The sequence below is a fragment of the Pseudomonas inefficax genome (assembly GCF_032164165.1).
GTDB classification, from domain to species: domain Bacteria; phylum Pseudomonadota; class Gammaproteobacteria; order Pseudomonadales; family Pseudomonadaceae; genus Aquipseudomonas; species Aquipseudomonas inefficax.
The window spans coordinates 242,045-264,097 of record NZ_CP134401.1 but is presented as its reverse complement, the minus strand read 5'-3'; the positions used below and the strand labels follow the sequence as shown (position 1 = coordinate 264,097).

18 protein-coding genes are annotated in these 22,053 nt (G+C 65.6%); 14 read left to right on the top strand and 4 right to left on the bottom strand.

All coding sequences use genetic code 11. From position 1 onward, the window contains the following. Positions 1–16: 16 nt before the first annotated feature. The 9 genes from RIN61_RS01170 (at position 17) to RIN61_RS01130 (ending at position 12,077) form a co-directional block, all read left to right on the top strand. On the top strand, positions 17–2,134 hold the full coding sequence (locus tag RIN61_RS01170; RefSeq protein WP_207879822.1) for an acetate--CoA ligase family protein: 2,118 nt from the start codon (positions 17–19) through the stop codon (positions 2,132–2,134). After that, a complete protein-coding gene (locus tag RIN61_RS01165) occupies positions 2,127–3,734 on the top strand; it encodes a 5-guanidino-2-oxopentanoate decarboxylase (RefSeq protein WP_112252685.1) in 1,608 nt (535 codons plus the stop codon). The genes RIN61_RS01170 and RIN61_RS01165 overlap by 8 nt, the downstream gene beginning before the upstream one ends. A 34-nt stretch (positions 3,735–3,768) precedes the next feature. Further along, positions 3,769–4,998: an alanine racemase gene (gene alr / locus RIN61_RS01160; protein WP_112252684.1), complete on the top strand. Its 1,230-nt coding sequence runs from the start codon at positions 3,769–3,771 to the stop codon at positions 4,996–4,998. Positions 4,999–5,022: 24 nt separating this feature from the next. After that, positions 5,023–6,213, top strand: coding sequence for a pyridoxal phosphate-dependent aminotransferase (locus RIN61_RS01155; RefSeq protein ID WP_215521242.1), 1,191 nt, complete (start codon positions 5,023–5,025; stop codon positions 6,211–6,213). Then, positions 6,206–7,621 (top strand): aldehyde dehydrogenase family protein, encoded by a 1,416-nt coding sequence (locus RIN61_RS01150; RefSeq protein WP_313855342.1) that lies wholly within the window; start codon positions 6,206–6,208, stop codon positions 7,619–7,621. Before RIN61_RS01155 ends, RIN61_RS01150 begins: the two co-directional genes overlap by 8 nt. Positions 7,622–7,664: 43 nt before the next feature. Continuing rightward, on the top strand, positions 7,665–8,366 hold the full coding sequence (locus RIN61_RS01145; protein ID WP_112253233.1) for an NAD(P)H-dependent oxidoreductase: 702 nt from the start codon (positions 7,665–7,667) through the stop codon (positions 8,364–8,366). A gap of 273 nt (positions 8,367–8,639) precedes the next feature. Further along, positions 8,640–9,743 carry a polyamine ABC transporter substrate-binding protein gene (locus RIN61_RS01140; protein WP_112252681.1) on the top strand — a complete coding sequence of 368 codons (1,104 nt, stop codon included), beginning with the start codon at positions 8,640–8,642 and terminating at the stop codon, positions 9,741–9,743. Between the two features lie 34 nt (positions 9,744–9,777). Next, on the top strand, positions 9,778–11,190 hold the full coding sequence (locus RIN61_RS01135) for an aminotransferase (RefSeq protein ID WP_252378734.1): 1,413 nt from the start codon (positions 9,778–9,780) through the stop codon (positions 11,188–11,190). 53 nt (positions 11,191–11,243) lie between these two features. Next, entirely contained in the window at positions 11,244–12,077 is an 834-nt protein-coding gene (locus RIN61_RS01130) for a helix-turn-helix transcriptional regulator (RefSeq protein WP_313855338.1), read from the top strand. A 162-nt stretch (positions 12,078–12,239) separates the two neighbouring features. Here RIN61_RS01130 and RIN61_RS01125 read toward each other — a convergent pair whose 3' ends face one another. Both RIN61_RS01125 and catR read right to left on the bottom strand, forming a co-directional pair. Then, positions 12,240–13,574: a D-serine ammonia-lyase gene (locus RIN61_RS01125; protein ID WP_313855335.1), complete on the bottom strand. Its 1,335-nt coding sequence runs from the start codon at positions 13,572–13,574 to the stop codon at positions 12,240–12,242. A 160-nt stretch (positions 13,575–13,734) separates the two neighbouring features. After that, positions 13,735–14,649: an HTH-type transcriptional regulator CatR gene (catR, locus tag RIN61_RS01120; protein ID WP_207879835.1), complete on the bottom strand. Its 915-nt coding sequence runs from the start codon at positions 14,647–14,649 to the stop codon at positions 13,735–13,737. A gap of 135 nt (positions 14,650–14,784) precedes the next feature. Here catR and RIN61_RS01115 point away from each other — a divergent pair, with 135 nt between their 5' ends. The 4 genes from RIN61_RS01115 (at position 14,785) to RIN61_RS01100 (ending at position 19,229) form a co-directional block, all read left to right on the top strand. Beyond that, positions 14,785–15,906, top strand: coding sequence for a muconate cycloisomerase family protein (locus tag RIN61_RS01115; RefSeq protein WP_313855332.1), 1,122 nt, complete (start codon positions 14,785–14,787; stop codon positions 15,904–15,906). A gap of 150 nt (positions 15,907–16,056) precedes the next feature. Next, positions 16,057–16,347, top strand: coding sequence for a muconolactone Delta-isomerase (gene catC / locus RIN61_RS01110; RefSeq protein WP_013973066.1), 291 nt, complete (start codon positions 16,057–16,059; stop codon positions 16,345–16,347). A gap of 164 nt (positions 16,348–16,511) precedes the next feature. Next, a complete protein-coding gene (locus tag RIN61_RS01105) occupies positions 16,512–17,006 on the top strand; it encodes a GNAT family N-acetyltransferase (protein WP_207879839.1) in 495 nt (164 codons plus the stop codon). Between the two features lie 126 nt (positions 17,007–17,132). Next, positions 17,133–19,229 carry a putative bifunctional diguanylate cyclase/phosphodiesterase gene (locus tag RIN61_RS01100; RefSeq protein WP_207879841.1) on the top strand — a complete coding sequence of 699 codons (2,097 nt, stop codon included), beginning with the start codon at positions 17,133–17,135 and terminating at the stop codon, positions 19,227–19,229. Between the two features lie 138 nt (positions 19,230–19,367). Here RIN61_RS01100 and RIN61_RS01095 read toward each other — a convergent pair whose 3' ends face one another. Then, on the bottom strand, positions 19,368–20,192 hold the full coding sequence (locus RIN61_RS01095; protein WP_313855327.1) for an aldo/keto reductase: 825 nt from the start codon (positions 20,190–20,192) through the stop codon (positions 19,368–19,370). Positions 20,193–20,438: 246 nt separating this feature from the next. Here RIN61_RS01095 and RIN61_RS01090 point away from each other — a divergent pair, with 246 nt between their 5' ends. After that, positions 20,439–21,317 (top strand): DMT family transporter, encoded by an 879-nt coding sequence (locus tag RIN61_RS01090; RefSeq protein ID WP_112252671.1) that lies wholly within the window; start codon positions 20,439–20,441, stop codon positions 21,315–21,317. An 85-nt stretch (positions 21,318–21,402) separates the two neighbouring features. On the opposite strand, the gene RIN61_RS01085 is transcribed toward RIN61_RS01090, so the two are convergent. Next, on the bottom strand, positions 21,403–21,999 hold the full coding sequence (locus RIN61_RS01085) for a hypothetical protein (RefSeq protein ID WP_207879845.1): 597 nt from the start codon (positions 21,997–21,999) through the stop codon (positions 21,403–21,405). Positions 22,000–22,053 lie beyond the last annotated feature (54 nt).

The following is a 22,053-nucleotide window of genomic DNA, read 5'->3' as shown; positions in this document are numbered from 1 at the left end:
CGCCAGGAGAACACCCATGTCGCATTCGATTCGTGACAACCTCAAGCGCCTGCTGGCCCCCCGGCACCTGGCCTTCGTCGGCGGGCGCAGCATGGCGCGGGCGCTCAAGCGCTGCGCCGAAGGTGGCTTTGGCGGCGAGCTGTGGCTGGTCAACCCGCAGCATGACAGCCTCGAAGGCATCCCCTGTGTGGCGCGGGTGGCCGACTTGCCCTATGCCCCGGACGCGGTGTTCATCGCCACCAACCGCGAGCTGACTTTGCAGTGCGTTGCCGAACTGGCCGCACGCGGCGCCGGTGGCGCCATCTGCTATGCCTCGGGCTTCGCCGAAAGCGGCGAGGAGGGCCGCCAGCTACAGCAGCGCCTGCTCGCCGCCGCCGGCAACATGGCCTTGCTTGGCCCCAACTGCTACGGCCTGCTCGACTACCTGCACGGCGCTGCCCTGTGGCCGGTAGCCCATGGTGGCCAGCAGGTGGAGAAGGGCGTGGCAATCCTCACCCAGAGCGGCAACTTTGCCTACAACCTGTCGATGAGCGACCGCTCGCTGCCGGTGGCCTACATGGCCTCGGTCGGCAACCAGGCGCAACTGGGCGTGGCCGAGCTGATGGACGTGCTGCTCGACGACCCACGGGTAACCGCCATCGGCCTGCACCTGGAAGGCCTGAAGAACGTGCCGGGCTTCGCCCGTGCCTCCTGCAAGGCATTGCAGCAGGGCACGCCGATCATTGCCTTGAAGACCGGTGTGTCGCAGATAGGCGCCGAACTGGCGCTCAGCCACACCAGCTCGCTGTCCGGCTCCGATGCCTTGTACGACAGCCTGTTCCAGCGCCTGGGCGTGATCCGCGTCAGTGGTCCGGTGAGCTTTGTTGAAACCCTCAAGGCCGCCGCCTGTGGGCGCTTGCCGGTAAATGGCGAGCTGATCGCCCTGGCTTGTTCCGGTGGCGATGCCGGTTTGATCGCCGACTATGCCGAGCGCAACCAGTTGCTTCTGCCGCAGCTCGCACAAGGGCAGGTGGCGCAGTTGGCCGAGGTGCTGCCGGCCTATGCCAACCTGGTCAACCCGCTGGATTTCACCACGGCCATCTGGGGTGATGCAGCGGCCCTGCAACGCATGCTCGACAGCACCCTGAGCGGTGCAGCCGACGCGGCCATGCTGGTGCTGGACTACCCGGCGGCGTTCACCGGCGAACGCAAGGAATGCGACCTGCTGCTGGCGCTGTACTGCGATGCGCTGGAACGCCACGGCAAGATCGGCTTCGTCACCTCGGCGTTTCCGGAGCTATTGCCCGCCTCGGCGCGCGAGCGCTTGCACGCGCGTGGCATCGCCGCCCTGCAGGGTGTGGAGGATGGCCTGGCAGCCTGGGGCCGCATCGTCGCCTACCAGCGCAACCGCCAACGGCTGCTGGAGCAAGGTGAGGCTACGCGGGTGCCGCTGTGCCCACAGGCCCTCGTGGGCGAGGGCCAGCTGCTGGACGAATGGCAATCCAAGCAAGCCTTGCGTGCCTTCGGCCTGCCAGTACCAGCCGGGGTACTGAGTACACCCGAGCGCGCTGTGGCAGACGCCACCCGGGTCGGCTATCCGCTGGTATTGAAGGCGGTCAGCGCGCAACTGCCGCACAAGACCGAAGCCGGTGCGGTGGCGCTGAACCTGCGCGATGCTGCCGCCCTGGAGGTTGCACTGGTACAGATGCGCCAGCGCATCGCCGCCTACGCCCCGCTGGTAGCGTTCGACCAGGTGCTGCTAGAGCCGATGGCCGAGCCGCCGCTGGCCGAACTGATCGTCGGCATCAAGCGCGAGCACGACTTCGCCCTGGCTTTGGTGATTGGTGCCGGTGGCGTGCTGGTCGAGTTACTCAAGGACAGCGTCAGCCTGTTGCTGCCGACCACCGACAACGCCATCCGTGCCGCGCTGCTCAGCCTGCGCAGCGCCAGCCTGCTGCAAGGCTTCCGTGGCCGCCCGGCCGCCGACCTCGACGCATTGGTTGCGGCAATCCGCGCGGTGGCCGACTACGCCTGCGAAAACGCCGGGCGACTGCTGGAGCTGGATGTGAACCCATTGATGGTCGGTGCCCACGGCACCACCGCGGTCGATGCGCTGATCCGCCTCGGCCAAGTGCAAGGAGAACGAGATGAATAAGCCCACCCAGACTGCCGGCCAGGCGTTGGTGCGCCTGCTGGCCAACTATGGCGTGGAGACGGTATTCGGCATCCCCGGCGTGCACACCCTGGAGCTGTACCGTGGTCTGCCGGGCAGCGGTATCCGTCATGTACTCACCCGCCACGAGCAGGGCGCCGGCTTCATGGCCGACGGCTATGCCCGGGTAAGCGGCAAACCAGGGGTGTGCTTCGTCATCACCGGCCCAGGCGTGACCAATGCCGCCACTGCCATTGGCCAAGCCTATGCCGACTCCATTCCGATGCTGGTGATTTCCAGCGTCAACCATACTGCCAGCCTGGGCAAGGGCTGGGGCTGCCTGCACGAAACCCAGGACCAGCGCGCCATGACCGCGCCGATTACCGCGTTCTCCGCCGTGGCCCTGCGCGGCGACGACCTGCCCGAACTGATTGCCCGCGCCTGGGCCGTGTTCGACAGCGAACGGCCGCGCCCGGTGCACATCTCGGTGCCGCTGGACGTGCTGGCGGCGCCGGTCAGTCGTGACTGGAGCGATGAGGTGGTGCGCCGCCCCGGGCGCGGCCAGCCGTGCCGCGACATCCTCGACCAGGCCGCCGTGAAGCTGGCCGCCGCCAAGCGCCCGATGATCATTGCCGGTGGTGGGGCATTGCATGCGGCCGAGCAACTGCAGCAACTGAGCACCCGGCTGGCAGCGCCACTGTTCACCAGCGTGGCCGGCAAGGGCCTGCTGCCAGTGGACGCGCCACTGAATGCCGGCGCCAGCCTGTGCGTCGAGCCCGGCTGGCAGCTGATCAGCCAGGCCGACGTGGTGCTGGCAGTGGGTACCGAAATGGCCGATACCGACTTCTGGCGCGAGCGCCTGCCAATCAGTGGCGAGCTGCTGCGCGTGGACATCGACCCGCGCAAGTTCAACGACTTCTACCCCTGTGCCATTGCCCTGCACGGCGATGCCCGGCAAACCCTGGCCGGCCTGCTCGAGCACCTGCCAGCGCTGGACCGTGACCCGGCCCAGGCCAGCGAAGCCGTGGCCAGCCTGCGCCAGGCCATTCGCAGCGGGCATGCGCCGCTGCAGGCCGTGCACCAGGCAATTCTCGACCGCATTGCCGCCGTGCTGCCCGATGATGCCTTCATCAGCAGCGACATGACCCAGCTTGCCTATACCGGCAACTACGCCTTTGCCAGCCGGGCGCCGCGCAGTTGGCTGCACCCCACCGGCTACGGCACCCTCGGCTACGGCCTGCCGGCCGGCATCGGCGGCATGTTCGCCAGCGACCACCGCCCCGGCCTGGTGCTGGTGGGCGACGGCGGCTTCCTCTACACCGCCCAGGAACTGGCCACGGCAGTGGAGGAGCTGGACCGACCGTTGGTCGTGCTGTTGTGGAACAATGACGCCCTCGGCCAGATCCGCGACGACATGCTCGGCCTGGACATCGAGCCGGTCGGCGTACTGCCGCGCAACCCGGACTTCATCGGCCTGGCCCGTGCTTTCGGTTGCGCGGTGCGCCAGCCGCGTGACCTGGACGCACTGCAGGCCGATCTGGCCAGTGGTTTCGCCACGCCCGGCGTCACCTTTATCGAACTCAAACACACCTGCGTCTGCTAAACGGCAGACACCACGAATAACAAGAGAAGCCACCATGCCATTTCGCCGTACTCTCCTGGCTGCATCCCTCGCTCTGCTGATCACTGGCCAGGCCCCGCTGTATGCTGCACCACCCCTGTCCATGGACAACGGCACCACTGCCCTGACCGCGCAGAACAGCAACGCCTGGGTCGAAATCAGTGCCGGCGCGCTGCAACACAACATTCGTACCTTGCAGGCCGAGCTGGGCGGCAAGTCCAAGCTGTGCGCCGTGCTCAAGGCCGACGCCTATGGCCACGGTATCGGCCTGGTCATGCCGTCGATCATCGCCCAGGGCGTGCCTTGCGTGGCGGTGGCCAGCAACGAAGAGGCCCGCGTGGTCCGCGCCAGCGGCTTCACCGGGCAACTGGTGCGGGTACGCCTGGCCAGCCTCAGCGAAGTGGAAGATGCCTTGCAGTACGACATGGAGGAACTGGTCGGCAGCGCCGAGTTCGCCCGCCAGCTCGATGCCATCGCCGAACGCCACGGCAAGAAGCTGCGCATTCACATGGCGCTCAATTCCAGTGGCATGAGCCGCAACGGTGTGGAAATGACCACTTGGTCCGGCCGGGGTGAAGCGTTGCAGATCACCGACCAGACGCACCTCGAGCTGGTCGCGCTGATGACCCACTTCGCCGTGGAAGACAAGGACGATGTGCGCAAGGGCCTGGCAGCGTTCAACGAGCAGACCGACTGGCTGATCAAGCACGCCAAACTTGATCGCAGCAAGCTCACCCTGCATGCCGCCAACTCCTTCGCTACGCTGGAAGTGCCGGAATCGCGCCTGGACATGGTGCGCACCGGCGGCGCGCTGTTCGGCGACACCGTGCCGACGCACACCGAATACCAACGTGCCATGCAGTTCAAGTCGCACGTGGCAGCGGTGCACAGCTACCCGGCAGGCAACACCGTCGGCTATGACCGCACCTTCACCCTGACGCGGGATTCGCGCCTGGCCAACATCACCGTCGGCTACTCCGATGGCTATCGCCGGGTGTTCACCAACAAGGGCCATGTGCTGATCAACGGCCACCGTGTGCCGGTGGTGGGCAAGGTGTCGATGAACACGTTGATGGTCGATGTCACCGACTTCCCCGATGTGAAGGGTGGCAACGAAGTAGTGCTGTTCGGCAAACAGGCCGGGGGCGAAATCACCCAGGCCGAGATGGAAGAAATCAACGGCGCGCTGCTCGCCGACCTGTACACCGTATGGGGCAGTTCCAACCCGAAGATTCTCGTCGACTGAAACCGCCAATGAAGGGAGATTGCCATGCGCTACGCCAAGCTCACTCAACGCATCGCCGGCGACGGGGCCGCGGCCTGGGACATCCACTACCGCGCCCTGGCGCTGCAGGCCGAGGGCAAGGATATCCTGCTGCTGTCGGTGGGTGACCCGGACTTCGACACCCCCGCGCCGATCGTCGAGGCGGCCATCGACAGCCTGCGCGAGGGCCACACCCACTACGCCGATGTGCGCGGCAAGCTGGCACTGCGCCAGGCCATCGCCAACCGCCACCGGCAGCGCAGCGGCCAGGCCGTCGATGCCGACCAGGTGACGGTGCTGGCGGGGGCCCAGTGCGCCCTGTACTGCGTGGCCCAATGCGTGCTCGACCCGGGTGACGAGGTGATTGTCGCCGAGCCCATGTACGTGACCTACGAGGCCGTGTTCGGGGCCTGTGGCGCCAAGGTGGTTCCGGTGCCGGTCAAACCGGAGAACGGCTTTCGCGTGTGCCCGCGTGACGTGGCCGCGCGCATCACCCCGCGCACCCGCGCCCTGGCCCTTAACAGCCCGCACAACCCCTCGGGGGCGAGCCTGCCGCGTACCACCTGGGAAGCGCTTGCCGAACTGTGCATCGCCCACGATCTGTGGCTGATCTCTGACGAGGTGTACAGCGAGCTGCTGTACGACGGCGAGCATGTCAGCCCTGGCAGCCTGCCGGGCATGGCCGAGCGCACTGCCACCCTCAATAGCCTGTCGAAGTCGCATGCCATGACCGGCTGGCGGGTGGGCTGGGTGGTCGGTTCGGCCGAGCTGGCCTCCCACCTGGAAAACCTCGCCCTGTGCATGCTGTACGGCTCGCCGGACTTCATCCAGGACGCCGCCGTGGTCGCACTGGAGCAGCAACTGCCGGAACTGGATGCTATGCGCGAAGCCTATCGCCAGCGCCGCGACCTGGTGTGCGAGCAGTTGGCCGACTGCCCGGGCATCAAGGTGCTCAAGCCCGATGGCGGTATGTTCGTGATGGTCGACATCCGTGAGACCGGCCTCAGCGCCCAGGCCTTCGCTGATCGCCTGCTCGACAGCCAGGGCGTGTCGGTGCTCGCCGGCGAAGCCTTCGGCCCCAGCGCTGCCGGGCATATCCGCCTGGGCCTGGTATTGGGTAACGAGGCCTTGGCCGACGCTTGCCGGCGCATCGCCCGCTGCGCCGCCGCATTGATGCAGGGGCAGGCCCATGCGTGAGTATGCGCGGCTGTACATCGACGGCGCCTGGCAGGTGCCGAGCGGGCAGGGCATGGCCGAGGTGATCGACCCAGCCACCGAACAGGCCATCGGCCGCGTGCCTCTGGGCGCCGAGGCTGATGTCGAACGGGCGGTGATGGCTGCGCGGCGGGCCTTCGATGGCTGGTCGCGCACAGCGTCCAGCGTTCGCGCCGGGTACATAACGGCGCTGGCCGCACAGCTGAAAAGCCGCGCGGCGGAAATGGCCTCGGTCATTACCGATGAGCTGGGCATGCCGGTGCAGTGGTGCCAGGCGGTACAGGTGGAGGGCCCGATTGCCGGGCTGGAGCAGTACGCCAAACTGGCCGGGCTGATGGATGAGGTGCGCGAAGTCGGCAACTCGCTGGTGTACCGCGAAGCCGTTGGTGTGTGCGCGTTCATCAATCCGTGGAACTACCCGCTGCACCAGATGATCGGCAAGCTGGCGCCGGCCCTGGCCGCTGGCTGCACGGTGGTGGTCAAGCCCAGCCAGGAAACACCGCTGCATGCGTTCATGCTGGCCGAGATGATCGAGGCCATCGGCCTGCCGGCCGGGGTGTTCAACCTGGTCAGCGGGCCGGGGGCCAAGGTTGGCGAGGCCCTGGCCCGGCACCCGCAGGTGGACATGGTGTCGTTCACCGGCTCCACCGGCGCCGGGGTGCGCGTGGCCCAGGCGGCCGCGCCGACGGTGAAGCGGGTGTGCCTGGAGCTGGGCGGCAAGTCGCCGCTGCTGATCACCGCCGATGCCGACCTGCACGCGGCGGTGCGCCATGGCGTGCAGGACGTGATGATCAACTCGGGGCAGACCTGCACGGCCTTGACCCGCATGCTGCTGCCGGCCAGCCGCTACGCCGAGGCGCTGGAGATCGCCGAGGCCGAGACCCGTGCGCTGGTCATGGGTGACCCGCGTGACCCGGCCAGCTTCCTCGGACCGATGTGTTCGGCAGGCCAGCGGCGCACCGTGCTCGACTACATTCGCCTGGGGCAGGAGGAGGGCGCTCGCCTGCTGTGCGGCGGTGATGCGCCAGGCGGTTTCGAGCGCGGCTTCTACGTGGCGCCGACGCTGTTCGCCGACGTCGACAACCGCATGCGTATCGCCCAGGAGGAAATCTTCGGCCCCGTGCTGTGCCTGATCCCCTATGCCGATGAGGCGCAGGCGCTGGCCCTGGCCAACGATTCGCCGTTCGGCCTGTCCAGTGCGGTGTGGGCCGGTAGCCGCGAGCACGGTCTGGCCCTGGCGCGGCAGATACGCGCAGGGCAGTGCTTCATCAACGGTGGCGGGTTCAACTACCAGGCACCGTTCGGTGGCTACAAGCAGTCGGGCAACGGGCGCGAGTGGGGCGAGGAGGGCCTGGCGGAGTTCGTCGAGGTGAAAGCGGTGCAGTGCTGAGCCACAGCTGGAAGACAACCTGTTTTGTGTGAGGAGAATGTTTGTGAATGTACTGATCGTCCATGCTCACCCCGAGCCGCAATCGTTCACTGCTGCGCTGCGTGACCAGGCCGTGGAAACCTTCCGCGCCCAGGGCCACCAGGTGCAGGTCAGCGACCTGTACGCCATGGGCTGGAACCCGGTGGCCAGCGCCGATGACTTCAGCCAGCGCGAGAACCCGGAATATCTGGTGTATGCCCTGGAGCAGCGTCAGGGGGTCAAGCGCGGGGCCCTTGCCGCGGATATCCAGCAGGAGCTGGACAAGCTGCTGTGGGCCGACTTGCTGGTGCTGAACTTCCCGATCTTCTGGTTCTCGGCGCCGGCCATGCTCAAGGGCTGGATCGACCGGGTGCTGGTGTCGGGGGTGTGCTATGGCGGCAAGCGCTTCTACGACCAGGGCGGGTTGGCGGGCAAGAAAGCGCTGGTGACCGTGACTCTGGGCGGGCGTGAGCACATGTTTGGTGATGGAGCCATTCACGGGCCACTGGAGGACATGCTGCGGCCGATCCTGCGCGGCACGCTGGCCTATGTCGGGTTCGAGGTGCTGCCGCCGTTCGTGGCCTGGCATGTGCCGTATATCAGCGATGAGGCGCGGCAGGGTTTTCTGCAGCAGTATCGGCAGCGCCTGGAGCAGCTGGCGGATGACCAGCCACTGGTGTTCCCGCGCCTGGAGCAGTTTGATGAGGCGCTTTACCCGCTTGCCTGACTATCCCTGCGCGGTCCACTGGGGCCGCGTTGCGGCCCATCGCGACACAAGGCCGCTCCTACAGGATCCGCGCAACCTGTAGGAGCGGCCTTGTGTCGCGAAAGGGCTGCAAAGCAGCCCCAGAATTCTGTCGGCATACGACATTCTGCCGCCCTCCCAACGCCACCTTCCAAAAAACGACCACCCACACATTCGGGGTATGTCCCCCTTCGGCAAATCCCTCGATAGTGCCTCCATCGGCTCGATCCCGAGCACTCACACGATGGAGTTGCCATGCGCAAGGTACTGAAGGTGATTGGCGGTCTGCTGCTGGCGTCTGGTGCCAGCCTGGCCCAGGCGGCAGAGGTGGACAGCGGTAACACGTTGCGGTTGTACAACTGGACCGACTATATCGGCGAAACCACCCTGGCCGACTTCGAGAAGGCCACCGGCATCAAGGTCATCTACGACACCTTCGACGGCTACGAAACGGTACAGACCAAACTGCTCACCGGCCGCTCCGGCTACGACTTGGTCATGCTCAACGCTGCCCTGGCACCCCCGCTGATCAGTGCCGGGGTGTTCCAGGCGCTGGACAAGCAGCAACTGCCCAGCTGGCACAACCTCGACCAGCAGGTGGTGAACAACCTGCAAGGCTATGACCCCGGCCTGAAATACTCGGCGCCCTACACCTGGGGCAGCTCGGGGGTAACCTACAACGTCGACAAGATCACCGCACGCATGCCCGATGCCCCCATCGGCTCGCTGGCCATGCTGTTCGACCCCAAGATCGTCTCGCGCTTCGCCGACTGCGGCGTCACCCTGATGGACGCACCGACCGAAGTCATTCCGCTGGCCCTGCAGTACCTGGGCAAGGACCCACGCAGCGCATCGCCGGCCGACCTCAAGGCGGCCGAACAACTGCTGTTGGGCATTCGCCCGTACATCCGCAAGTTCGACTCGGTCAACTACCTCACCAGCCTGCCCAATGGCGATGTCTGCCTGGCCCTGACCTGGTCCGGTGACTACGCCACCGCCCAGGCCCGCGCGGTGGAAGCGAAGAAGGACATCAAGCTGTCGTTCTTCATCCCTCAGGAAGGCTCGCTGATCTGGTTCGACAACCTGTACATCCCCAAGGATGCGCCGCACGCGGCCAACGCCCACCGTTTCATCGAGTTCCTGCTGCAGCCGCAGACCATGGCCAAGGTCACCGACTACATCCACTACGCCAACAGCAATGCCGCCGCCACCGCGCTGGTGCGCGACGAGATCCGCCAGGACCCGGCCATCTACCCCGACGCGCAAACCCGCGAGCGCCTGTTCGCACAGAAAACCCAGAGCCCGAAGGACATGCGCGCCATCACCCGGGTCTGGAGCACGGTCAAGGCCGGTTTCTGAACACTGCCCAACGATCACTGCCAAGGAGCTGCCCATGGCCACCCCAAGCAAAGCATTCGCCATTGCCCACGACCCGCTGGTGGAAGCCGACAAGGCCCACTACATGCACGGCTACCACGTGTTCGATGAGCACCGCGAGCAAGGCGCGCTGAACATCGTTGCCGGCGAGGGCGCCTACATCCGCGATACCTACGGCAACCGCTTCCTCGATGCCGTCGGCGGCATGTGGTGCACCAACATTGGCCTGGGCCGCGAGGAAATGGCCCTGGCCATCGCCGACCAGGTACGCCAGCTGGCCTATTCCAACCCGTTCTCCGACATGGCCAACGATGTGGCCATCGAGCTGTGCCAGAAGCTTGCGCAACTGGCACCGGGCGACCTGAACCATGTGTTCCTCACCACTGGCGGCTCGACCGCGGTCGACACTGCCTACCGGCTGATCCAGTACTACCAGAACTGCCGTGGCAAGTCGCACAAGAAGCACATCATCGCCCGCTACAACGCCTACCACGGCTCCACCACGCTGACCATGTCGATCGGCAACAAGGCCGCTGACCGGGTGCCGGAGTTCGATTATCACCACGACCTGATCCACCACGTGTCCAACCCCAACCCGTACCGCGCGCCGCACGACATGGACGAGGCCGAGTTCCTCGACTTCCTGGTGGCCGAGTTCGAGGACAAGATCCTCTCGCTGGGGGCCGACAACGTGGCGGCGTTCTTCGCCGAGCCGATCATGGGCTCGGGCGGGGTGATCATTCCGCCCAAGGGCTACTTCCAGCGCATGTGGCAGCTGTGCCAGACCTACGACATCCTGTTCGTCGCCGACGAAGTGGTGACTTCGTTCGGGCGCCTGGGCACCTTCTTCGCCAGCGAGGAACTGTTCGGCGTGACCCCCGACATCATCACTACCGCCAAGGGCCTGACTTCGGCCTACCTGCCGCTGGGGGCGTGCATCTTCTCCGAGCGCATCTGGCAAGTGATCGCCGAGCCGGGCAAGGGCCGCTGCTTCACCCACGGTTTCACCTACAGTGGTCACCCGGTGTGCTGCACCGCGGCGCTGAAGAACATCGAGATCATCGAGCGCGAGCATTTGCTGGAGCACGTCAAGGACGTCGGCGGCTACCTGGAACAGCGCCTGCAAAGCCTGCGCGAGCTGCCGCTGGTGGGGGATGTGCGCTGCATGAAGCTGATGGCCTGTGTCGAGTTCGTTGCCGACAAGGCCAGCAAGGCGCTGTTCGCCGACGAAGTGAACATCGGCGAACGCATCCACAGCAAGGCCCAGGCCAATGGGCTGCTGGTGCGGCCGATCATGCACCTGAACGTGATGTCACCGCCATTGATCATCACCCATGCGCAGGTGGACGAGATCGTCGAAACCCTGCGCCAGTGCATCCTCGAAACCGCGCGCGAACTCACGGCGCTTGGCCTGTACCAAGGCCGATGAACCTGGCGCAAAGGGCTGTGCGCGGGCCTGCCTGGCAGGCTAGACTGCCGGGCATGACCCAGGCCTCTTCCGACACTCCGCTTACCCTTTCACTGGGTGCGCTGCAGCAATGGCATGCGGCGCTGCAGCGCGCATTGGCCCACAGCGAAACGCCCGAGGCGCTGGCGCACGTGGCGGCGGCCATCGGCCAGCTGGTGCAGGTGGAATCGATGATGATCAGCCTCGAGTGCCAGGGGCGGGCACCGCAACTGCTGTTCCAGCAAGGCATCCCCGACTTGCACCGCGCCGCCGTGCTGGAGCGCTACTTCACTGCCGGCTACCTGCTCGACCCGTTCTGCCTGGCCGTGCAGAGCGGCCTGGCCGAGGGCTTCTACCACCTGCAGGAAATCGCCCCGGACAACTTCTTCGACAGCGACTACTACAAGGCCTACTACCTGGGTACCGGTTGCAGTGAAGACAGCTATTACATCGTCGACCTCAGCGCTGGCCGCAAGTTGTCGTTGAGCCTGTTCCAGGGCTGCAGCGGCACGCGCCTGGGTACAGGGCAGATCGACCTGCTGCGCGCGCTGGAGCCGATGGTACGCGAACTGCTGGGGCGCTACGCCCGCCACCATCTGGAGCCCGGCCCCGCACTGGCGGAGCGTGGCAGCCTGCAGGCGGCGTTCGACAGTTTCGGCTGCCAGGTGCTGACCGACCGTGAGCGGGAGGTGGCGCACATGATCTTGCGTGGGCATTCGGTGAAGTCCACCGCGCTGGAGCTGGGCATCTCGCCGGAGACGGTGCGCATGCACCGCAAGAATCTGTACCTGAAGCTGGAGATCAACTCGCAGTCGGAGTTGTTTGCGCGGTTTATCGACTGGTTGCGCGGCGGTCACCTGCCGGCCTAGCAGCAAAAGAGCAACTGCCTTACTCGAATCTGAAAGCTGGCGCGATCCGTGTGGGAGCGGGTTCACCCGCGAAGCAGGCACCGCGGTGGCTGGCACGGGCTTCGCCCGTGTTCGCGGGTGAACCCGCTCCCACAGGTACAGCGCTGCCCCCCAATATTTATTTCAGCCCCGCCCTTTAGCCAGATAGGCCGCAAACTCTGCCTCCGGCACCATGCTGCCTCCAGTCCCCCACACCAGGTGCGTGGCCCGCTCCATGCGCCCAGCCGACAGGCCCATGCGCGCCAGGTACTCGGGCGATTCAAGCACCTTCACCATGCCCGGCATCCCCGCCAGCGCCGAAGGCTCCAGCCGCGCGTTCTCCTGGTCATGGGCCAGCACCAACAGCCGGTACAGCGTCTCGTCGCTGACCGTGTAATAACCATCGAGCAAACGCTGCATCGCCTTGCCGACAAAACCGGAAGGGCGGCCTACCGCCAGGCCGTCGGCGGCGGTCAGGTTGTCGATGCCAAAATCCTGCACGCTGGTGGCGTCATGCAAACCGCTGTACACCCCCAGGAACATGCATGGCGAGTGAGTGGGCTCGGCGAAGATGCAGTGCACATGGTCGCCCCAGATCAGCTTCAGGCCGAACGCCACGCCACCCGGGCCGCCGCCGACCCCGCAGGGCAGGTAGACGAACAAGGGGTGCTCGGCATCCACCTTGATTCCCGCGGCCTCGAACTGGGCAGCCAGCCGCTCGGCCGCGACGGCATAGCCGAGGAACAGGTGTGGCGAGTTCTCGTCGTCGACGAAGTAGCAGCTCGGGTCCGCCGCCGCCTGCTGGCGCCCTCGCTCCACTGCCACGCTGTAGTCGCTTTCGTACTCGACCACGCTCACGCCATGGGCGCGCAGTTTGTCCTTCTTCCACTGGCGGGCATCGGCCGACATGTGCACGGTGGCCTGGAAACCCAGCCTGGCGCTCATGATGCCGATCGACAGGCCGAGGTTGCCGGTCGAGCCGACCGCAACCTTGTACTGGCTGAAGAACTGCCGGGCCTGGTCGCTGGCCAGTACCCGGTAATCGCTGTCGAGGCTGATCAGGCCTGCCGCCAGGGCCAGGTCTTCTGCATGCTTGAGCACTTCATGAATACCGCCACGGGCCTTGATCGAACCGGAGATCGGCAGCTCGCTGTCGGCCTTGAGCCAGAGTGAACCGCTGGCTGGCAGGGCTGCCGCCTGCAGCAAGGTGCCGTGCAGGGCGGGCAGCGGGCGCAGTGGCGACTCGATGATGCCGCCGCTGGTGGCGGTGTCCGGGAACACCTTGGCCAGGTAAGGGGCAAAGCGTGCCAGCCGCGCACTGGCAGCACTGACATCGGCGGCACTCAGGCCGACATCGGCCAGGGCCTGGGCGGCAGGGGCGATGTGCGGGTTGAACCAACGGGTTTCGCGCAGGGCCACCAGGTCTTCGATCAGGGGGTGGGAGCTGCACCATGCTTGCAGTGTCTTGCCGTGAATCATGCTGGGTTTTCCTGTCGGTTGATGATTACCGGGGGGGTGACACGGAGTGCTCCTACAGACAGACGCGGACCTTGTGGGAGCGGGTTTACCCGCGAAGAATGCAACTCGGTGCATGGCACGGGCTTCGCCCGTGTTCGCGGGTGAACCCGCTCCCACAGGGTCAGGTATTCAGCCAGTCCGTTGATCCTGCCGGAGCACACCTGCATTCGGCCTGTTGTGCAATCAATGCCAGGCAGCGCTGCACGATCGGGCTCACGTCGCCCTTGCGCCGGCTGAGGATGATCGGGCTGACGGCGCCGCTGTCGAGCAGGCCGGCATATTCGATATCCGTGCGGTGCTGCTGCTGCACCGACGCCGGCACCAGGGTCACGCCCACGCCAACGGCTACCAGGCCGATGGCGGTCTGCAGTTCGTTGGCCCATTGGCTGACGCGGATGCTCATGCCGTGGTGGGCGAACAGCGCCAGCACATGGTCGGCATAGCTGGGCCTCGGGTTGGCCGGGTAGAGGATGAACGCCTCGCCAGCCAGCTGGGCAAGTGTAAGCGGGCTGCCCGCCAGCGGGTGGCCCTTGGGCAGTACGGCCACCAGCGGGTCCTCGCACAACACTTGCTGGTGAATGGCCGGGTCATCGATGCGAATGCGCCCGAAGGCGATGTCGATGCGCCCGCTTTTCAGTGCTTCCACCTGCTGCAGCGTGGTCATTTCGTTCAGGCCCAGTTCCAGCTCGCTGTCCTCGCGCAGCTCACGGATCAGCTCCGGCAGCACCTTGTACAGGGTCGAGGGGGCAAAGCCGATCCCTAACCACTGGCGCTGGCCCTGGCCGATACGACGGGTGTTGTCGCTGATGTTCTCCAGCTGCTGCAGCACCGTGCAGCTCTGCTCATAGAAGAAGCGACCCGCCTCGGTCAGCCGCAGCGGGCGCTCGCGCACCACCAGCAAGGTACCGAGCTGGTCCTCTAGCTGGCTGATCTGCCGGCTCAGCGGTGGCTGGGCAATGTGCAGCAGCTCGGCGGCGCGAGTGAAGTTCAGGGTTTCGGCCAGGACCTTGAAGTAACGCAGGTGGCGCAGCTCCATCAGACCTCCGGGGTATGGTGGGAGATTCATTCGATATTGGACGGCTATCAGGGTCTCGCGCAATCCTTGAACAAGCAAGTAAATGCACCACTCGGGCCTGCGGCTGGCAGCCCGAAACTACGGGACCTGGCAACAATGACAAGCGCGCTGATTGAACGTATCGAGGCAATTATCGTCGACCTGCCGACCATTCGCCCGCACAAGCTGGCGATGCACACCATGCAGCAGCAGACCCTGGTGGTATTGCGCGTTCGCTGCAGCGATGGCGTGGAAGGCATCGGCGAGGCCACCACCATCGGCGGCCTGGCCTATGGCTACGAAAGCCCCGAGGGCATCAAGGCGAACATCGATGCGCACCTGGCGCCGGCCTTGATCGGCCTGCCGGCAGACAACATCAACGCCGCCATGCTCAAGCTGGACAAGCTGGCCAAGGGCAACACCTTTGCCAAGTCGGGTATCGAGAGCGCCTTGCTCGATGCCCAGGGCAAGCGCCTGGGCCTACCGGTCAGCGAACTGCTGGGTGGCCGCATGCGCGACAGCCTGGAAGTGGCCTGGACCCTGGCCAGCGGTGACACCGCCCGCGACATCGCCGAAGCCCTGCACATGCTGGAGATTCGCCGGCATCGGGTGTTCAAGCTGAAGATCGGCGCCAACCCGTTGGCCCAGGACCTCAAGCATGTGGTGGCGATCAAGCGCGAGCTGGGCGACAGGGCCAGCGTGCGGGTGGACGTCAACCAGTACTGGGACGAGTCCCAGGCCATCCATGCCTGCCAGGTGCTTGGCGACAACGGCATCGACCTGATCGAGCAACCGATTTCGCGCATCAACCGCAGCGGCCAGGTGCGCCTGAACCAGCGCAGCCCGGCGCCGATCATGGCCGACGAGTCGATCGAAAGCGTCGAGGACGCCTTCAGCCTGGCCGCCGACGGCGCGGCCAGCATCTTCGCCCTGAAAATAGCCAAGAACGGCGGCCCGCGCGCTGTATTGCGCACCGCGCAAATCGCCGAGGCTGCCGGCATCGCCCTGTATGGCGGGACCATGCTCGAAGGCTCGATCGGCACCCTGGCTTCGGCTCATGCCTTCCTGACCCTGCGCCAGCTCACCTGGGGCACCGAGCTGTTCGGGCCGCTGCTGCTGACCGAAGAAATCGTCAACGAGCCGCCGCAGTACCGCGACTTCCAGCTGCACATTCCACGTACCCCAGGCCTTGGCCTGACCCTGGATGAACAGCGCCTGGCGCGCTTCGCCCGCCGCTGAGTCACGCTGGCTGAAAGAACAAACAACCCCTGTGGGAGCGGCTTCAGCCGCGAAGCAGGCGACACGGTGGATGGCACGGGCTTCGCCCGTGTTCGCGGGTAAACCCGCTCCCACAGAGTTCGCGGCAAATCAGAGAAAGGAGAAACCCGCATGCTGTTCCACGTGAAGATGACCGTGAAACTCCCGGTCGACATGGACCCGGCCAAGGCCGCCCGGCTCAAGGCCGACGAAAAGGAACTGGCCCAGCGCCTGCAGCGCGAAGGCACCTGGCGCCACCTGTGGCGCATTGCCGGGCACTACGCCAACTACAGCGTGTTCGATGTACCCAGCGTCGAGGCGCTGCACGATACGCTGATGCAGCTGCCGCTGTTCCCGTACATGGACATCGAGGTCGACGGCCTTTGTCGGCACCCCTCGTCGATTCACAGCGACGACCGCTGAGTCGCACCTGTCCAGACGCCGAGGCTCCCACAGGGGCCTTGCCAATCAATGAGTGATATGTCGTGTTTGTTTTGCCTGGGCCTTTCCGTGCGGGGAGGGCCTGGGCTTTTTGCTGCCAGGGGCGTTTGATCTAGAATCCGCCTTTTTACCCGAGCCCCCGCACCATGCTGCCCATCGAACTGCTGGCAACCACTGCCGACCAGGCCTCGCTGATTCGCAACCTCTACCAGTTCTACGCCTACGAGTCCTCGGACTGGGAGCAGGAAGACGTCGAAGTGGACGGCCGCTTCTATATCCATGACGAGCACCTGCAACGTTACTGGCAGGCCGATGGCTGGGGCGCGTACCTGGTGCTGGCAGACGGCTTCATCGCTGGTTTCGTGCTGGTCGAACGCAGCGAGTTGCCAGGCATCGACGCCTTCGAACTGGCCGATCTGTTCATCCTGAAAAAGTACCGCCGACAGGGCATCGGCCGGGCGGTGGCGTTGCAACTGCTGGGCGGCGAGGGCGACTGGCTGATGCGCTGTTACGCCCAGGACACGCCTGCTGTGGCCTTCTGCAATGGCGTGTTGGCCGCGCTGTCGCGCCCGGCGCAGGCCATAGCCCTGGATGACGAACCGGGCTTGCTCAATTTCCTGGTGACGGGCGCCCGCCATTGAGGGTTGCCAGCCTTCGCTCGCAAATTGAAGGGATCGTGGCTTTTTGTGAACTACTTCACAAAATTGTCTTCGAAGGCATAATGCCACCAATCCTTTTCATGCCTTTCGAAGGCCCAGGTAAAGATCATGTCGCTAGTCGCAAGCCCCGACATCATGTACCGGCTGTTGATCCAGAGTGTGGTGGACTATGCCTTCTACCTGCTCACCCCCGAAGGTATCGTCGCCAACTGGAACCCCGGCGCCCAGCGCGCCAAGGGCTACCTGGCCGAGGAAATCGTCGGCCAGCACTACTCGCTGTTCTACACCGATGCCGAGCGCGCCGCAGGGCTGCCCGCGCTCAACCTGGAGCAGGCGCGCAGCACCGGGCGCTTCGAAGAGGTCGGTTCGCGGCGGCGCAAGGACGGTACGACCTTCCATGCCCATGTGGTGATCGACGCGGTGCACGACGATGCCGGGCAACTGGTGGGGTTCGCCAAGGTCACCCGCGACATTTCCGAGCACCACCGGCAAGAGCGGGAACTGTTGCAGGCCAAGGAACTGGCCGAGCAGTACAGCCAGGAAATGGCCAAGCTGTCGCAGTTCCTTGATTCGGTGATTGCCAACATCCCCGCCAGCGTCATTGTCCAGGACCTGGAAAGCCAGCGCATCCTGCTGGCCAACCAGCAGGCCGAACGCCTGTTCGGCGGGCCGCAGCGCAGCATGATCGGGCAGTTGCCCGGCGAATGCCTGGGGCCGGGCGTTGCCGGTTACCTGGAGCAGCAACTGGCCCGTGGTGCCCGCAGCACCAAGGGCCATGCCGCCGAAACCCGGGTCGACACGGCCTGTGGCCCACGCACCCTGCGCAGCCGCGCCTTGCTTAGCCAGAACCGTGAAGGCCAGGCCGACTACGTGCTGTTCGTTGCCGAAGACGCCACCGAAGAGCTGGCCGCCCACGCGCAGATCCACCACATGGCGCACCACGATGCGCTGACAGGGCTGCCCAACCGCACCCTGTTCAACGAACGCCTGCGCCAGGCGCTGGTGCGTGACAGCGAGCACGCCAAGCTGACCGCCGCCCTGTGCCTGGACCTGGACAACTTCAAGAACATCAACGATTCGCTGGGCCACGCCTTTGGCGACAAGCTGCTGCGCGCGCTGGGCAAGCGCCTGCGCCGCGAGCTGCGCGAACACGACACCTTGGCCCGCCTGGGCGGTGACGAGTTTGCCGTGGTGCTGACCGGCCTCGAAGGCCGGGACGCCGCATGCAACACTGCGCAGCGCCTGATCAATGCGATCTGCCCACCGTTCCAGATCGAGGGGCACCAATTCACGGTGGGGGTGAGCATCGGCATCGCCATTGCGCCTGATGACAGCGACCAGGCCGAGCAACTGCTGGGCTACGCCGACATGGCGCTGTACGAGGCCAAGCGCAACGGTCGCAACCGCTACGAGTGCTTCAACGTCGAACTGGACGTCGCCGCCCGCCAGCGCCGCCTGGTGGAAACCGACCTGCGCACCGCGCTGCACCTGGGCCAGTTGCACTTGCACTACCAGCCGGTGGTCGATCAGCAGACCAGCAGCGTTACCGGCTATGAGGCGTTGCTGCGCTGGGACCACCCGACCCGCGGCATGGTCATGCCCATGGACTTCATCCCCATTGCCGAGGAAACCGGCCTGATCCATGAACTTGGCACCCGGGCGCTGAACCTGGCCTGCCAGGAGGCGGCCAGCTGGGACAGTGAGCAGACGGTGTCGGTCAACCTATCGGCGGTGCAGTTCAAGAATGCCAACCTGGTGCACAGCGTGGCTCTGGCGCTGGCCGACTCCGGCCTGCCGCCACAGCGGCTGGAGCTGGAGGTCACCGAGTCGGTGCTGCTGGGCAACAGCGAGGAAAACGTGCGTACCCTGCGTGCACTGAAGGACCTGGGCGTGTCCATTTCGCTGGATGATTTCGGCACCGGCTATTCCTCGCTGGGCTACCTGCGTTCGTTCCCGTTCGATCGGATCAAGATCGACAAGTCGTTCGTGCATGACATGTGCGACAGCCGCGAGGCGATGTCGATCATCCGCGCCATTACCGACCTGTCCAACAGCCTGATGATCAAGACCACGGCCGAGGGGGTGGAGTCGGAGGAGCAGATGCGCCGGTTGGCGGCGGAGGGGTGCTCGCACTTCCAGGGCTACCTGTATGGGCGACCGGCACCGGCGAACGAGCGGTTGAAGCAGGTCATGACGCCGGCGTAGTGTTGCCCGGCGCAGTACCTGTGGGAGCGGGTTCACCCGCGAAGCAGGCGACACGGTGGCTGGCACCGGCTGCGCCGGTGTTCGCGGGTGAACCCGCTCCCACATCGGCCGTGCAAGCTTTCAAGGCTTGATCAAGGGTCAGCTGTTCCAGTCCGGCGCAAACGCCGGGCTCACCACCCGCTGGTCCTTCGGCAACCCGGCGATCGCCGCGCGGTCCTCGTCATCCAGTTGCACGTCCGACGCCGCCAGGTTGGCCAGTTGGTTCTCGCGGCTGCCGGCCTTGGGGATCACCGCCACGCTGTCCTGGTCCAGCAACCACTTCAGCGCCACCTGGCTGGGCAGTACGCCGTGCTTGCGGGCGATCGCCTGGATCACCGGCTGCGCCGCAGCCTGCCCCCGGGCCAGCGGGGTGTAGGCGGTGAGCAGCAGATCGTGGCGGCGGGCGTAGTCAAGCAGCGGTTGCTGGCCGAGCAGCACGTGGTATTCCACCTGGATTGCCGACAACGGCGCGCCCAGGGTTTCCACCACCTGGCGCAGCAGCCCCAGCGGGAAGTTGGCCACGCCGATGCTGCGTGCCTTGCCCTCGTCACGCAGGGCCACCAAGGTTTCGATGCTGCGGGCCAGGTCCCAGTCCTTGCCGGGCCAGTGGATGTGGAACAGGTCGACCTGCTCGGTACCCAGCGCGCGCAGGCTGCTCTCCAGCGACTGGCGCATGGCCTTGGGCGCCAGGCGATCCCACCATACCTTGGTGGTCAGGTGAATCTGCTCGCGCGGTACATCGCTGTCGCGCAGGGCCTGGCCGACGGCGGCTTCGTTGTCATAGGCAGTGGCGGTGTCGATGTGCCGGTACCCCACTTCAAGCGCCTGGCGCACGGCCTGGGTGCACTCGCTGCCGGTCATTGGCCAGGTGCCCAGGCCGATCGCGGGCAGGTCCAGGCCGTTACGGGTGGTGAGCCTTTGCATTAAAATTCCTTGTAGGGTGTGCAGGGTTCGCATTCGATAGTCGGCGATCAGCACTGCACGGGCCATGCGCGCGGGGCGGAAAGTGGTCGATCAGCGAACAGAAATTGCAGTCGGCCTCGCTAGCGGCAATTGAACTTCCTTATTCTCCGGCATCTCTTCTAGAATCCGAACTGTTGCATCCGCCAGGCAACGCCTGCGCGGCCTTCCCCGGGCGCCGCATCCAGCCGCGCCGTCATCGAGAGTGCCATGAGTTCCAGCACACCGCTGTCCGGAGTCAACCAACCCCTGCGCGGCATCGCCCTGGTGGTGGTGGCGACGTTCCTGTTCGCCAGTCACGATGCCCTGTCCAAGTTCCTCGGTGGCCTGTACCCGATCATCATGGTGGTGTGGGCGCGGTATGTGGTGCACACGTTGCTCATGGCCGGCATCTTCCTGCCCAAGGCCGGCCTCAACGTGCTGCGCACCCGCCGCCCGCTGTTGCAGACGTTACGTGCCCTGAGCCTGCTGAGTACCAGCCTGCTGTTCACCACCGGTCTGCAGTACCTGCCGCTGGCCGAGGCCACGGCGGTCAACTTCCTTGCCCCGGTGCTGGTCACCGCGCTGTCGGCACCGCTGCTGAAGGAGCGGGTGACGGTGGGGCAGTGGGTGGCGGTGGTGATGGGCTTCATCGGCGTGCTGGTGGTGGTGCACCCGGGCGGGGCGATGTTCACCCCGGCCATCCTGTATCCATTCGGTTCGGCGCTGGGTTTCTGCTTCTATCAGTTGCTGACGCGCATCCTGGCAGCGCATGACAGCCCGACCACCAGCAACTTCTATGCGGGGTTGTGCAACACCTTGGCCATGAGTGCGCTGGTGCCGTTCTTCTGGGAAGTGCCGCGTTGGGACCATGCGCTGCTGATGCTGGCGCTGGGTGGCTTTGGCATGACTGCGCACCTGCTGCTGACCCAGGCCTTCCGCCATGCGGCACCGGCCTTGCTGGCACCGTTCAGTTATTGCCAGATCGTGTTTGCCGGGTTGCTTGGGTTGGTTGTCTATAGCCAGGTGCCCGATACCCTGAGCCTGGTGGGTATCTCGGTGATTTGCCTCAGTGGGCTGGGGGCGGCGTGGATGCAGCGGGGTAAGTGACAACCTGTAGTGGCCTCTTCGCGGGTAAACCCGCTCCCACAGGTACAGCGCAGCTGTGGGAGCGGGTTTACCCGCGAAAGGGCCCTCAAACCCGACCCTTCAACAACGCCTGCAACGAATCGTCAAAGTCCCGCAGCGCATCCGCCTGCACGGCACGTTCATCCTCGACCACCCGCGCCACATCGCCCAGGCGCTTGCTGGCCCGCCCTTCAGCGCGGCCGATATAGGTCAGCTGGTCATCGAAAAAGCGCGCCACCACCCGGCTTTCGATACCTGCACTAGCCAGACGGCTTTCGGTGTCCAGCAACACGATCATATCCGGGTGGTCACCCAGCAAGGTGTCCAGATCGTCGTAGAAAGTCACCTCGGCAAATTGCTGCGCCAGTGATCGCGCCAGCCAGTCATACGCCTGGCTCTCGCTGCCCAGGGTCGCAGCAGGGCCCCGCGGGCCCTGGGCCGGCGCCGCTGCCTGGGCACGATGGCTGTCGAGGTATTCGAGGGTTGCTTCGGCGTCACGCCCCAGCAGTACCGCCACCCGTTGGCCGGGAGCCAGGGCGACGCTGGAAATGGCCGTGGCGGAATAGAAGTGCCCGTAGGGCTGCGCGTCGGTAGCGGCCGGGCTGGCACAACCGCCAAGGGCGGCCAGCAAGGCGAGCAGGGCAGCGATCATGCCGGTTTTCATGGAAGGCCTCATCAATCAGTGAATGCCGCCATCTTCCGCCCGGGCTTGGCGCAG

Bases quoted from the DNA above. Each gene is read 5' to 3' on its own strand.
- RIN61_RS01170 (WP_207879822.1), top strand. From the start codon at position 17: ATGTCGCATTCGATTCGTGACAACCTCAAGCGCCTGCTGGCCCCCCGG.
- RIN61_RS01165 (WP_112252685.1), top strand. From the start codon at position 2,127: ATGAATAAGCCCACCCAGACTGCCGGCCAGGCGTTGGTGCGCCTGCTG.
- alr (WP_112252684.1), top strand. From the start codon at position 3,769: ATGCCATTTCGCCGTACTCTCCTGGCTGCATCCCTCGCTCTGCTGATC.
- RIN61_RS01155 (WP_215521242.1), top strand. From the start codon at position 5,023: ATGCGCTACGCCAAGCTCACTCAACGCATCGCCGGCGACGGGGCCGCG.
- RIN61_RS01150 (WP_313855342.1), top strand. From the start codon at position 6,206: ATGCGTGAGTATGCGCGGCTGTACATCGACGGCGCCTGGCAGGTGCCG.
- RIN61_RS01140 (WP_112252681.1), top strand. From the start codon at position 8,640: ATGCGCAAGGTACTGAAGGTGATTGGCGGTCTGCTGCTGGCGTCTGGT.
- RIN61_RS01135 (WP_252378734.1), top strand. From the start codon at position 9,778: ATGGCCACCCCAAGCAAAGCATTCGCCATTGCCCACGACCCGCTGGTG.
- RIN61_RS01130 (WP_313855338.1), top strand. From the start codon at position 11,244: ATGACCCAGGCCTCTTCCGACACTCCGCTTACCCTTTCACTGGGTGCG.
- RIN61_RS01125 (WP_313855335.1), bottom strand. From the start codon at position 13,574: ATGATTCACGGCAAGACACTGCAAGCATGGTGCAGCTCCCACCCCCTG.
- catR (WP_207879835.1), bottom strand. From the start codon at position 14,649: ATGGAGCTGCGCCACCTGCGTTACTTCAAGGTCCTGGCCGAAACCCTG.
- RIN61_RS01115 (WP_313855332.1), top strand. From the start codon at position 14,785: ATGACAAGCGCGCTGATTGAACGTATCGAGGCAATTATCGTCGACCTG.
- catC (WP_013973066.1), top strand. From the start codon at position 16,057: ATGCTGTTCCACGTGAAGATGACCGTGAAACTCCCGGTCGACATGGAC.
- RIN61_RS01105 (WP_207879839.1), top strand. From the start codon at position 16,512: ATGCTGCCCATCGAACTGCTGGCAACCACTGCCGACCAGGCCTCGCTG.
- RIN61_RS01100 (WP_207879841.1), top strand. From the start codon at position 17,133: ATGTCGCTAGTCGCAAGCCCCGACATCATGTACCGGCTGTTGATCCAG.
- RIN61_RS01095 (WP_313855327.1), bottom strand. From the start codon at position 20,192: ATGCAAAGGCTCACCACCCGTAACGGCCTGGACCTGCCCGCGATCGGC.
- RIN61_RS01090 (WP_112252671.1), top strand. From the start codon at position 20,439: ATGAGTTCCAGCACACCGCTGTCCGGAGTCAACCAACCCCTGCGCGGC.
- RIN61_RS01085 (WP_207879845.1), bottom strand. From the start codon at position 21,999: ATGAAAACCGGCATGATCGCTGCCCTGCTCGCCTTGCTGGCCGCCCTT.